General features: G+C 74.9%; 11 protein-coding genes. All 11 read left to right on the top strand.

All coding sequences use genetic code 11. The features are described from left to right. Window positions 1-98: 98 nt before the first annotated feature. The 11 genes from GCE86_RS12070 (at window position 99) to GCE86_RS12020 (ending at window position 12,389) form a co-directional block, all read left to right on the top strand. Window positions 99-539, top strand: coding sequence for a DUF4395 domain-containing protein (locus GCE86_RS12070; protein ID WP_154227035.1), 441 nt, complete (start codon window positions 99-101; stop codon window positions 537-539). 185 nt (window positions 540-724) lie between these two features. Then, on the top strand, window positions 725-1,816 hold the full coding sequence (locus tag GCE86_RS12065) for a LacI family DNA-binding transcriptional regulator (RefSeq protein WP_154227034.1): 1,092 nt from the start codon (window positions 725-727) through the stop codon (window positions 1,814-1,816). Next, on the top strand, window positions 1,813-2,745 hold the full coding sequence (locus tag GCE86_RS12060; protein ID WP_154227033.1) for a carbohydrate ABC transporter permease: 933 nt from the start codon (window positions 1,813-1,815) through the stop codon (window positions 2,743-2,745). The genes GCE86_RS12065 and GCE86_RS12060 overlap by 4 nt, the downstream gene beginning before the upstream one ends. 1 nt (window position 2,746) lies before the next feature. Next, window positions 2,747-3,586 (top strand): carbohydrate ABC transporter permease, encoded by an 840-nt coding sequence (locus GCE86_RS12055; RefSeq protein WP_154227032.1) that lies wholly within the window; start codon window positions 2,747-2,749, stop codon window positions 3,584-3,586. A 37-nt stretch (window positions 3,587-3,623) separates the two neighbouring features. After that, window positions 3,624-4,919, top strand: a complete 1,296-nt coding sequence (locus GCE86_RS12050; RefSeq protein ID WP_154227031.1) for an ABC transporter substrate-binding protein — start codon at window positions 3,624-3,626, stop codon at window positions 4,917-4,919. A 2-nt stretch (window positions 4,920-4,921) separates the two neighbouring features. Beyond that, window positions 4,922-6,055: an ADP-ribosylglycohydrolase family protein gene (locus GCE86_RS12045; protein WP_154227030.1), complete on the top strand. Its 1,134-nt coding sequence runs from the start codon at window positions 4,922-4,924 to the stop codon at window positions 6,053-6,055. Continuing rightward, window positions 6,052-7,455 (top strand): ADP-ribosylglycohydrolase family protein, encoded by a 1,404-nt coding sequence (locus GCE86_RS12040; protein WP_239542452.1) that lies wholly within the window; start codon window positions 6,052-6,054, stop codon window positions 7,453-7,455. The genes GCE86_RS12045 and GCE86_RS12040 overlap by 4 nt, the downstream gene beginning before the upstream one ends. A 47-nt stretch (window positions 7,456-7,502) precedes the next feature. Further along, entirely contained in the window at window positions 7,503-8,441 is a 939-nt protein-coding gene (locus GCE86_RS12035; RefSeq protein ID WP_154230465.1) for a ribokinase, read from the top strand. Then, on the top strand, window positions 8,438-10,384 hold the full coding sequence (locus GCE86_RS12030) for an SUMF1/EgtB/PvdO family nonheme iron enzyme (RefSeq protein WP_154227029.1): 1,947 nt from the start codon (window positions 8,438-8,440) through the stop codon (window positions 10,382-10,384). The genes GCE86_RS12035 and GCE86_RS12030 overlap by 4 nt, the downstream gene beginning before the upstream one ends. Continuing rightward, a complete protein-coding gene (locus GCE86_RS12025) occupies window positions 10,381-11,568 on the top strand; it encodes a CaiB/BaiF CoA transferase family protein (protein WP_154227028.1) in 1,188 nt (395 codons plus the stop codon). Before GCE86_RS12030 ends, GCE86_RS12025 begins: the two co-directional genes overlap by 4 nt. Beyond that, window positions 11,568-12,389 (top strand): HpcH/HpaI aldolase/citrate lyase family protein, encoded by an 822-nt coding sequence (locus tag GCE86_RS12020; RefSeq protein ID WP_154227027.1) that lies wholly within the window; start codon window positions 11,568-11,570, stop codon window positions 12,387-12,389. The genes GCE86_RS12025 and GCE86_RS12020 overlap by 1 nt, the downstream gene beginning before the upstream one ends. The last annotated feature ends 14 nt before the right edge of the window (window positions 12,390-12,403 follow it).

The following is a 12,403-nucleotide window of genomic DNA, read 5'->3' as shown; positions in this document are numbered from 1 at the left end:
CGGCGGCGGGTCGTGGACCACGGGCGGCTCGCGGCGAGCCTCTGTGCGCCGGTCGCGACCGCCTGACCGACCCCTTCGCCACCCGAACGGAAGCCCTCATGCTGCTCGACCCCCGCGGGCCGCGATTCGCCGCCGCCCTCACCACCGTCGTCCTCGCCGCCGCCCTGGTCACCGGCTCCGGTTGGCTCGCCCTGGCCCAGGCCGTCGTCTTCGCGCTCACCGCCGTCCACCCGCGCCTCGGCCCGTACGGCCTGCTCTTCCGGTTGCTGGTCGCGCCCCGGCTCGCCCCGCCGGCCGAGTTGGAGCCATTGGCCCCGGTCCGGTTCGCCCAGCTCGTCGGCCTCGTCTTCGCCACGGCCGGCGCGGCCGGCTGGCTGGCCGGCGTGCCGCTGCTCGGGCTGGTGGCCACCGCTGCCGCGCTCGCGGCCGCCTTCCTCAACGCGGCCTTCGGGCTGTGCCTCGGCTGCGAGGGCTACCTGGCGATCCGCCGCCTCACCGGCCGCCCCCTCACCGCGCGGGTGCCGGCGCCCTCACGCTGAGGCGACGCCGGCTCGCCGAGCTGGCGGGGTCCCGGCCCGCCGGATGCCGCCACGACGCCGAGCTGGAGTCGATCGCGCGAGGTCAGCGCGGTTGGAAACGTTTTCGTAACGAGGCCTTGACCGGACCGTCGGACGGGGCGCAGACTTCCGGAAACGTTTACAGCAGAGCAGCTGGAGGTGCGGGCGTGGGTCGTAAACGTTTACAGGAGTCGGCCGACGGCCGGCCCACCGTCCACACCGTCGCCGCCCGCGCCGGTGTCTCCATCGCCTCCGCCTCGCGCGTGCTCAACGGCGTCGGCGGCAGCCCGGAGACCGTCCGCAAGGTGCGCGAGGCCGCGGCCGAGGTCGGGTACGTGCCCAACGCCATCGCCCGCTCGCTCCAGTCCCAGCGCACCGGCCTCGTGGCGCTCGCCGTCGAGGACATCGGCAACCCGGTGTACGTCGAGATGATGCGGGCCATCGAGTCGGTGGTGGCCGCCTCCGGCCGGCAGCTGCTCGTGCACGCCACCGGCGGGCGGATCGACAACGAGACCGCCCTGCTGCGCCGGCTGGCCCACCGCTACGTCGACGGCATGATCGTCTCCCCGATCCGGGTCACCGACGACCACCTCGCCGCGCTGGTCGACAACCCGGTCCCGGTGGTCGTGGTCGGGCAGCTCCCCGCCGACGCGCCCGTGGACAACGTCCGCACCGACTCGCGTACCGGCGTGGGGCTGGCCGTCGACCACCTGGTCGCGGCCGGGCGGCGGCGGATCGGCTTCCTCAACGGCCCGCTCGACACCGTGCCCGGCGCGGCCCGCGACGCCGGCTTCCGGGCCGCTCTCGACCGGCACGGCATCGCCCTCGACGAGCGCCTCGTCGAGATCGGCGACTTCCGCTACGCGGCCGGCCGGGCGGCCGCCGAGCGACTCCTGGCCCGCGCCGAGCCCGACGCGCTGGTCTGCGCCAACGACCTCATCGCCGTGGGCGCGCTGCACGCCCTGCTCGCCGCCGGCCGGCGCGTCCCCGACGAGGTGGCGCTGGTCGGCATGGACGACACCGAGCTGGCCCAGATGACGTTCCCGCAGCTCTCCAGCGTCTCCCTCGGCTCGGCCGAGCGCGGTCGCCGCGCCGCCGAACTGCTGCTCCAGCGCATCGCCGACGCCAGCCTGCCGCCGCGCCGCGAGCAGGTCGCCCCCAGCCTCGCCGTGCGCGCCTCCAGCGGCACGACCTCGCTGTTCGTTCCCGCGCCGGCCGAGCCCGCGCCCGCGCCGCGTACCCCGGAGGTGACGGCATGACCACGGTGGCCGAACGGCCCGACGTCGCCCGCGCCGACGGGCCCCGCAGGGCCCGGTCCCAATCCGACCGGCTCGGCATCTACCTGCTGCTGCTCCCGTCGCTGCTGCCCATCGTGGTGCTGTCGGTCTTCCCGCTGGTGCGCGGCATCTACCTGGGCTTCACCGACGCCCGGGCCGGGCGCAACGTCGAGATCAGCTTCACCGGGCTGGAGAACTACCGGGAGCTGCTCGGCGACGAGCTCTTCTGGAACTCGTTCAAGATCGGCCTGCTCTGGGCGGTCGGCGTGACCGTGCTCCAGTTCGTGCTCGCCCTCGGGCTGGCGCTGCTGCTCAACCAGCAGCTGCGCTTCCGCGGGCTGGCCCGGGTGCTCTCCGTGGTGCCCTGGGCGATGCCCCCGGTGGTGGTCGGCATCCTGTGGAAGCTGGTCTACCACCCGGACGCCGGCCTGCTGAACGAGTTCTTCTACCGCGTCGGCGCGGACGGGCTGCGCACCAACTGGCTCGGCGATTTCAGCACGGCCCTGCCCGCGGTCATCATCGTGGGCGTCTGGGCCGGCATGCCGCAGACCACCGTGGTGCTCCTCGCCGGCCTGCAGGGCGTGCCGCGCGAGCTGCACGAGGCGGCCGCCGTGGACGGCGCGAGCACCTGGCACCGGTTCCGCAACGTGACGCTGCCGGCCATCGCGCCGGTCGTCGTGGCGATCACCTCGCTGGACTTCATCTGGAACTTCAACTCGTTCGGCCTGGTCTACGTGCTGACCGCGGGCGGGCCGGGCGGCAAGACCATGCTGCCGATGCTCTTCGCCTACGAGGAGGCGTTCCGCTACGGCAACTACGGCTACGCGGCCGCCCTCGGCAACGTCATGGTCGTGATCATCGTCGCGCTGCTCGCGGTCTACCTGCGGCGCCGACTCCGGGAGGCGAACTGACATGTTCGGAAAGCCGAGCCACACCGGGCGGACGCTCCAGTACGTCGCCCTGACCGGCTACCTGATCTTCCTCGGGTTCCCGCTGGTCTGGCTGCTGTCCACCGCGTTCAAGCCGCCGCGCGAACTGGTGCGGCTGCACCCCTCGCTCATCCCGAGCAACCCCACCGTGCAGAACTTCGTGCAGGCCTTCACCGAGCAGCAGCTCGGCCGGGCCGCGCTGAACAGCCTCCAGGTGTCGCTCGCCTCGGCGGTGCTCACCGTGCTGGTGGCGCTGCCCGCCTCGTACGCCCTCGCGCGGTTCCGGACCAGGCTGGGCACCGTGGCGCTGGGCTGGGTGCTGCTGTCGCAGCTCTTCCCGTTCGTGCTGCTGATCATCCCGATCTTCCTCATCCTGCGGCAGGTCGGGCTGGCGAACACACACGCCGGGCTGGTCCTGATCTACGTGGTCTGGGCGCTGCCGTTCGCGCTGTGGATGCTCCAGGGGTTCGTCCGCAACATCCCGCGCGAGCTGGAGGAGGCGGCCAGCGTCGACGGCGCGAGCCGGCTCCAGGTGCTGCGCCGGGTGGTCTTCCCGCTGCTCGCGCCGGGCATCGTGGCGACCGCGCTGTTCTCCTTCATCTCCGCCTGGAACGAGTTCTTCTTCGCCCTCGTGCTGGTCAAGACCCCCGAGCTGGCGACCCTGCCGGTCGCCCTGGCCCGGTTCGTCGGCATCGAGGGCACCGCCCGCCTGGGCCCCCTGGCGGCCGGTTCGCTGCTGGCCACACTGCCGAGCCTGATCTTCTTCGCGGTCATGCAACGCCGCCTCTCGTCCGGGTCGCTCGCCGGCGCGGTCAAGGGCTGAACCACAACCCCCAACCACCACCAAGGAGGAATCCCCCATGCTCCGTAGCAGGTTCCGCCGACTCGCCGCGGCCGCCGCGGTCGCGGTCGTCGGGCTCGGCGCCCTCACCGCGTGCGGTGACGGCGGCGGCAAGGACGAGACCTCGTCCGGCCCGGTCAAGCTGCGCTTCCTGAGCCTCGCCTGGCAGAAGGAGTCGCTGCAGGCCAACAAGGACCTGGTCGCCAAGTGGAACGCCGAGCACCCGGACATCCAGGTCGAGTACGTCCAGGGCGACTGGAACTCGGTCCACGACCAGCTCGTCACCTCGTTCGAGGGTGGCGACGTGGCCGACATCGTGCACTACGAGGCCTCGGCCATCGGCGAGTTCAGCAAGCAGGGCTACCTGGCCGACGTCTCGAAGCTGCTCAGCGACGACTTCAAGGGCCAGATCGACCAGGGCGTCTGGGACACCGCCACCTTCGACGACAAGGTCGCCGGTGTGCCGTTCCTCCTGGAGTCGCAGGTCGTCATCGCCAACAAGAAGCTGCTCGACGCGGCCGGGATCGCCGTGCCGCCGGCCGACGGCGGCTGGACCTGGGACGAGTTCCAGGCCAACGCCCAGAAGCTCACGAAGCCCGGCCAGTACGGCGCCGCGTGGGCGCTCAAGTCGCCCACCAACCGGGTGCTGAACCTCGCGCTGAACTACGACGGCAAGTTCTTCTACAGCGACGGCGGCAAGACCGAGGTCAAGGTCGGCGACGCGGAGAAGGAGGTGCCGAAGCGGATCCACGACATGATCTACACGAGCAAGTCGGCCTCCCCGGAGGCGCTCGGCATGAGCGGCGCGGACACCCTGCCCGGCTTCTTCGGCGGCAAGTACGCGATGCTCCCCGGCTCGGTCTCGCTGCGCCAGCAGATGGTCGAGCAGGCCCCGGCCGGCTTCGAGTGGGTGACCCTCCCGCCGATCAAGGGCCTCTCCAGCAAGCAGGCCGCCAACCCGCAGACCCTGTCCATCGCCGAGGACAGCAAGCACAAGAAGCAGGCCGCGCAGTTCCTGGAGTGGTTCCTCAACCCGGCCAACATGGCCGCCCTGGCCAAGGGCGACTGGCTGGTGCCCACCGGCAAGCAGGCCAACGAGGAGCTGGTCAAGCTCACGAACGGCAAGCAGGGCTGGGACGTCGCCGCGGACAGCGCGGCCGACCTGACCGTCGCCCCGTTCCAGAAGGCCGACGGCTACCCGGAGTGGAAGACCAAGTACGCCACCCCGGCCCTCCAGCAGTATTTCGCCAACAAGATCACCCTGGACCAGCTCGGCACGCAGCTGGTCGACGGTGGCAAGCAGGTTCTGAGGTAACGATGTCACTCTTGCTCGACACGTCGGTCGGATGCCTGGTCGGCGCCGCGGTGGGCGACGCCCTCGGCGGGGCCACCGAGACGGCGCTTCCGGAGCAGATCCGCGCCCGCTTCGGCGGCTGGGTCGAGGGGATCGTCCCCCCGTACCACGCCGACTGGGCCACCGCGCGGCCACTCGCGCCGTACCACAAGGGCGACGGGCACATCACCGACGACACGTTGATGACCCACGCCCTGGTCCGGGCGTACGCGGCCAAGCGGGACCACCTCGACGCGTACGACGTGGTGGAACTGCTCGTCCCCGACCTGATCGAGCGGGTGGTGTACATCCCGGACCTGGAGCGGGAGGGGGTGACCTTCCACCGCCTGGCCGCGGCCGAGCGGTGGTTGGTCACCCGCCTGCACCACGCCCACGCCGATCCGCGCGAGGCGGGCGTCGGCAACATCGTCAACTGCGGCGCCGCCATGTACATGGCGCCGGTCGGCATCGTCAACGCCGGCGACCCGGCCGGGGCGTACGCCGAGGCCGTGGAGATCGCCGGGGCGCACCAGCACAGCTACGGCCGGGAGGCCGCGGCGGTCTTCGCGGCCGCGGTCGCCGCCGCCGCGACCGCCGGCGCGAGCGTCGACGACGTCGTGGCCGCCGCCCTCGACCTGGCCCGCGACGGCACCCGTGCCGCCATCGACGCGGTGGTCAAGGAGGCCCGCGGGCACGACGACTGGAAGGCCGCCATCCCGGCGCTGCGCGCCGCGGTGGCCCCCTACGACACGGTGGGGGAGGAGTACCGCAGCCCCGGCCTGGGCGCCCGCCGCCCGAGCCGCCTGCACGCCATCGAGGAGCTCCCGGTGGCGCTGGGCATGCTCGTGGTGGCCGGCGGCGACTACCGGGCGGCCGTGCTCGGCTCGGTGAACTACGGCCGGGACGCCGACTCCACGGCCACCATGGCCGGCGCGATCGCCGGTGCGCTCGGCGGCGCGGCGGCGGTGCCGGCGGAATGGTCGCAGGTGGTCGCCACGGCCTCCCGCACGGACCTGGTCGAGCCCGCAAGGGTCCTCGCCGGGGTCGCCACCGAGGTCTTCGACCGCGACCGGGAGCGCTTCGCCCGGCGTGCCGAGCGGTTCGGCGGGCTGGCATGAGCGCGGCCGGCGCGGCGGCCGCCGGCCGGCCGAGGGGGACGGCCGGCGGCCTGCGGCTGACCTGGGTGCAGCCGGAGGACCTGCTGCCGCACGAACTGGCGGCGAGCCGCGACGAGGGCCGCGACGTCACCGCCCTGGCCGACCACTGGGCGGCGGCCGGCGGCGACGTCACGGCGCCGGTAACCGGGGCCTCGCCGGTGCCGGCGCCGCCGGAGCTGCGGGCCCTCGCCGTCGACCTGCTCGACGCCGCCGACGCGCTGCCCGGGCCGGACGCCACCGACGAGCCCGCCGACCTCGACGGGGTCCGCAAGACCTGGCCGGGCGCCTGGGACCTGCCGACCACCGTCGAGCGGGACCGGCTGCACGGCGCCTGGCTCGGCCGGGCGGCCGGCTGCCTGCTCGGCAAGCCCGTGGAGAAGATCCCCCGCCACGGGATCCGGGAGATCCTCTCCGCCACCGGCCGGTGGCCGCTGCGCGACTGGTTCACGGCGCAAGGGCTGCCGGCCGACGTGGCCGCCCGCTGGCCGTGGAACCGGCGCAGCGCCCCGACCAGCCTCGCCGAGAACATCGCCGGCATGCCGGAGGACGACGACCTCAACTTCCCGCTGCTGGCGCTGCGGATCCTGGAGACCCACGGGCCCGGCTTCACCAGCGCCGACGTGGCCCAGGCCTGGCTGGACTGGCTGCCCGCCGGGCGGGTCTTCACGGCCGAGCGGGTCGCCTACCGCAACCTGCTGCTCGGCCTCACGCCGCCCGACACCGCCCGCCGGCACAACCCGTTCCGGGAGTGGATCGGCGCGCAGATCCGCACCGACGTGTACGGCTGGACCAACCCGGGCCGCCCCGACCGGGCCGCCGAGGCCGCCTGGCGCGACGCGGCCGTGAGCCACGTCCGAGCCGGGGCGTACGGGGCGGTCTGGGTGGCCGCCATGGCCGCGGCCGCGCCGGTGGCCGGCGACGTCGACGCGGTGCTGGACGCGGGCGAGTCGGTGCTGCCCCCGGGCAGCCGGTTCACCGCCGCCGTCCGCGAGGCGCGCGCCCTCGGCGCCACCGGCGACGACTGGGAGAGCATCGTGGACACCCTCTACGCGCGGCACGGTCACCTGCACTGGGTGCACGTCCGCAACAACGCCGCCCTGGTCGCGGCGGCCCTCGCGTACGGGCGGGGTGACCTGGAACGGTCGATCTGCGCGGTGGTCGCGGGCGGCTGGGACACCGACTCCAACGGCGCCACCGTCGGCGCGGTCACCGGCGCCCTCACCGGGGCCGCCCGCCTGCCGGGGCGCTGGGTCGCGCCCCTGCGCAACCGGCTGGCCAGCAGCATCGCCGGCTTCGACGGCATCGGCTTCGACACCCTCGCCGACCGTACCCTCGCCCTGGCCCACCGGGGTGCGGCGTGAGCGCGAGGAGTGAGCCGGGCCTGCGAGCCCCGCAGTCGCGAACAGAGCTGACCCGGAGCGCCCGGGTGGTCGTGGTCGGCAGCGCCAACCTGGACCTCGTGGTCACCGCTCCGCAGCTGCCCCGCCCCGGCGAGACGGTGCTCGGCGACGACTTCCGGATGGTGCCCGGCGGCAAGGGCGCAAACCAGGCCGTGGCCGCCGCCCGGGCCGGCGCGGACTGCGCCTTCGTGGGCGCGATCGGCGGCGACGGGTTCGGCCGGCTCCTGCGGGACAACCTCGCCGCCGCCGGCGTCGAGGTCACCGGCCTGCGCACCGTCGACGGGCCGTCCGGGGTCGCGCTCATCGCCGTGGACCACGCGGCCGAGAACTGCATCGTGGTCGCGCCCGGCGCGAACGCCGCGCTGACCCTCGACGACGGCGACCGCGACGCGGTGGCCGCGGCCGGCGTGCTGCTGCTGCAACTGGAGGTGCCCCTCGCGGAGGTCACCCGCGCCGCCGGCTGGGCCCGCGCCGCCGGCGCCGCCGTGGTCCTCAACGCCGCCCCGGCCCGCCCGCTGCCGGCCGAACTGCTCGACCTCGTCGACGTGCTGGTGGTCAACGAGCACGAGGCGGCGGTCGTGGCCGGGGTGTTCACCGACGAGCCGGCGGCGCTGCTCGACTCCCTGGTCGGCCTCGTGCCCCGGGTGGTGCTCACCCTCGGCGCGCGCGGCGCCGCCTACGCCGACCGGAACGGCGCCCGCGTCGAGGTGCCCGCTCCGACGATCGACGCGGTGGACACCACGGCCGCGGGCGACGCGTTCACCGGCGCGCTCGCGGTCGCCCTGGCCGAACGCGGCGGCCTCACCGGGGACACCGCCACCGCCGTGCTGCGCTGGGCGTGCGCGGCCGGCGCGGCCTGCGCCCAGCGTCCCGGCGCGTCCACCGCCCTGCCCGAGCGGGCCGCCATCGACGCGCTCGCCGCCGCCACCTACGGAGAGGTCCAGTGAGTTTCAACCCGTACGTGCCGCGGCCGATCGACCGGCCCACCGAGGTCCCGCTCGGCGCGCACGCCGACCTGACCACCCTGGACGAGGCGAAGATCTTCGCCGCCCCCGGCGATCCCGCCGACTGGCCGGCCTGGCGGGAGCAGCTCACCCGGTGGCGGGCCGACGCCCGCGCCCGCCTCGGCTACACCGGCGCGCACTACGACGAGATCGCCGGGGACTGCTTCAGCGTCTGCCTCGCCTGGCTCTGGGACGAGACCCTGTATGACCACGACCGCGGCGAGTTCACCGTGGAGGCGTTCCTCGACGCGGCGCGGCGCGACTTCGGCGGCTTCGACGGGGTGGTGCTCTGGCACGCGTACCCGGTGATCGGCCTGGACGAGCGCAACCAGTTCGACTGGTACCGCGACGTGCCCGAGCTGCCCGAGGTGGTCCGCTCGTTCCAGGACGCCGGCGTGCGGGTGTTCGTCGACTACAACCCGTGGGACACCGGCACGCGGCGGGAGCCCGGCGCCGACGCCGAGGAGGTGGCCGCGCTGGCCGCCCGGCTCGGCGTCGACGGGGTCTTCCTGGACACCCTCAAGGAGGGCGCCGGCGAGCTGCGCAAGGCCCTCGACGCGGTGCGCCCCGGCCTGGTCCTGGAGGGGGAGAGCCGGGTGCCGCTGGCCCGGATCGAGGACCACGCCATGTCGTGGGCGCAGTGGTTCGCCGACTCGGACACCCCCGGCGTGCTGCGGGCCAAGTGGTTCGAACGCCGGCACGTCCTGCACCACACCCGCCGCTGGCACCGCGACCACCTCGACGAGCTGCACTCCGCCTGGCTCAACGGCTGCGGCGTGCTGGTCTGGGAGAGCGTCTTCGGCGTCTGGGTCGGCTGGAACGAGCGGGACCGGGCCGTGCTGCGGGCCATGCGCCGGGTCCAGGCCAGCCACGCCGCGTGGTTGCGCGCCGAGGACTGGGTCCCGCTCGCCGACCACCCCGGCGCCGGCCAGGTGTACGCGTCCCGCTGGACCCACGACGACCAGCCGCTGTGGACGGTGGTCAACCGGGGCGCCGACCACGACGGTCCCTGGCTGCGCACCGAGGCCCGGCCGGGCCGCTTCGTCGATCTGGTCACCGGCGCCGAGCTGACCGTCACCGAGCTCGCGGACGGCCGGGTGGCCGTCGGCGGGCCGCTGCCCGCCGGGGCGATCGCCGCCGTGGTCGCCACCGACACCCCGGTGCCCCGGTACGAGCCGCCGACCGGGGACCCGTCCTTCCCGGCCCGTGCCGCCGTGCGCGCCCGCACCCCGTGGTCGCCCCTGGCCGCCCTGCCCGAGGGCATGGTGACCGTCGACGGTGGCCGGCACGAGCTGACCGTGCGCCACCGCGTCCGGGAGACCGGCCTCTACGGCGAGGCCCCGTACGTGGACGAGTGGAAGCCGCTGCCGCCCCGCCTGCACCACACCGGCACGCTGCGCCGCCAGGTCCGGCTCGGCCGCTTCGCCATCGACACCCACGAGGTCACCCACGGCCAGTACGCGCGCTTCCTCGCGGCCACCGGCTACCGGCCGGCGCGGCCGGAACGGTTCACCGCGGGGCAGGGGCCGGCCGACGCCCCGGTCACCGGGGTCGACCTCGCCGACGCCCGCGCGTACGCCGACTGGGCCGGGCTGCGGCTGCCCACCGAGGACGAGTGGCAGGTGGCCGCCGAGGCGGGCCTGCTGATCCGGCGCGAGCCCCTGGTGTGGAACCTGACCGAGAGCGAGCACTCCGACGGGCGTACCCGCTTCGTCATCCTCAAGGGCGGCTGCGCCTACCGGGCGGAGGGCTCCGACTGGTACCTCGACGGCGGCCCCCAGCCGCCGGAGGTGTCGGCGAAGCTGCTGCTCACCGGCGCCGGCCTCGGCCGCTCCACCTCGATCGGCTTCCGCTGTGCCGCCGACCTGCCGGGAGCGGTGCGATGACCGCCCCGCTGCACGGCGTCAAGGTCGTCGACCTGGCCACCCTGTTCGCCGGCCCGCTGGCCGCCGCGTTCCTCGGCGACTTCGGCGCCGACGTGGTCAAGGTGGAGCACCCCGCCAAGCCGGACCCGTCCCGGGGCCACGGCCCCGCCAGGGACGGCGTCGGCCTGTGGTGGAAGGTGCTCGGCCGCAACAAGCGGACCGTCACGCTCAACCTCTCGCAGCCGGAGGGCGCCGACCTGCTGCGCCGGCTGCTCGCCGACGCCGACGTGCTCGTGGAGAACTTCCGCCCCGGCACCCTGGAACGCTGGGGCCTCGGCCCGGACGAGCTGCACGCCGTCAACCCGCGGCTGGTCGTCGCCCGGATCAGCGGCTTCGGCCAGATCGGCCCGTACGCGCCCCGGCCCGGGTTCGGCACCCTCGCCGAGGCCATGAGCGGGTTCGCCGCGGCCACCGGGGAACCCGACGGGCCGCCGACCCTGCCGCCGTTCGGGCTGGCCGACTCGGTCGCCGCGCTCGCCGCCGCGTACGCCGTGATGCTGGCCCTGCGCGGCCGGGACCTGACCGGCCGGGGTCAGGTGGTCGACCTCGCCATCATCGAACCGATCATGGCGATGCTCGGCCCGCAGATCACCTGGTACGACCAGCTCGGCTACGTGCAGCCCCGGCTGGGCAACCGCTCCAACAACAACGCGCCCCGCAACACCTACCGCTGCGCCGACGGGCGGTGGGTGGCCGTGTCCACCAGCGCGCAGAGCATCGCCGAGCGGGTGGTCCGGCTCGTCGGCCGCCCGGAACTGGTCGACGAGCCGTGGTTCGCCACGGGCAGCGGCCGCGCCGCGCACGCCGACGAACTCGACGCCGCGGTCGGCGCGTGGGTGGCCAAGCGGGACCGCGACGAGGTGGTCGCCGCGTTCGAGGCGGCCCAGGCCGCCGTGGCCCCCGTCTACGACGTGCGGGACATCCTCGCCGACCCGCAGTACGCGGCCCTCGGCACCGTGGTCACCGTGCCCGACGAGGAACTGGGCGAGGTGCGGATGCAGAACGTGCCGTTCCGGATGTCGGACAGCCCCGGCGAGATCCGCCACGCCGGCCGCCGCCACGGCCAGGACACCGACGCGGTGTTCGGCGCGCTCGGGCTGACCGCCGACGAGCTGGCCGCGCTGCGCGAGCGCGGGGTGATCTGATGCTGCTCACCTGGCTCTACGTGCCCGGTGACCGGCCCGACCGGTTCGCCAAGGCGGTCGCCGCCGGTGCCGACGCGGTCATCCTCGACCTGGAGGACGCCGTCGTGGCCGGCCGCAAGGCGTACGCCCGGGACGCCGTCGCCGAGTTCCTCGCCCACCCGCAGCCCCTGCCCGTGCAGGTGCGGGTCAACGAGCTGACCGGCCCGGACCTCGACGCCGACCTGGCCGCCGTCGCGGGCCGGCCCGGACTGGCCGGGCTGCGACTGCCCAAGGTGGAGTCCCCGGCGACCGTGGCCGCCGTGGCCGCCCGGGCCGGCACCCCGCTGCACCCGCTGGTCGAGTCGGCCGTCGGGCTGGAGTCCGCGTACGCCATCGCGGCCGCCCACCCGGCGGTGGCCTCGCTCGGGCTCGGCGAGGCGGACCTCCGCTCCGACCTGGGCGTCGCCGACGACGAGGGCCTGCTCTGGGCCCGCGGCCGGATCGTGGTCGCGGCCCGCGCGGCCGGCCTGCCGCCGCCCGCCATGTCGGTGTACGCCGACGTGGCCGACCTGGACGGCCTGGCCGCCTCCTGCGCGGCCGGCCGGCGGCTCGGCTTCCTCGGCCGGGCCGCCATCCACCCGCGCCAGCTCCCGGTGATCGCCGCCGCGTTCCGCCCCGGCGACCGGGAGGTGGACCGGGCCCGGGAACTGCTCGCCGCCGTCGCCGAGGCGCAGACCCGCGACTCCGGCACGGTGGTGCTGCCCGACGGGCGGTTCGCCGACCGGGCCATGGTGGCCGCGGCCCGCCGGGTGATCGACCTCGCCGCCCGCTACGCCGCCTGACCCGGCGGTCCTCC

The organism is Micromonospora terminaliae, assembly GCF_009671205.1.
GTDB classification, from domain to species: domain Bacteria; phylum Actinomycetota; class Actinomycetes; order Mycobacteriales; family Micromonosporaceae; genus Micromonospora; species Micromonospora terminaliae.
Note: the sequence above shows the minus strand (reverse complement) of the source record. Positions and strands in the feature narration are given on the sequence as shown.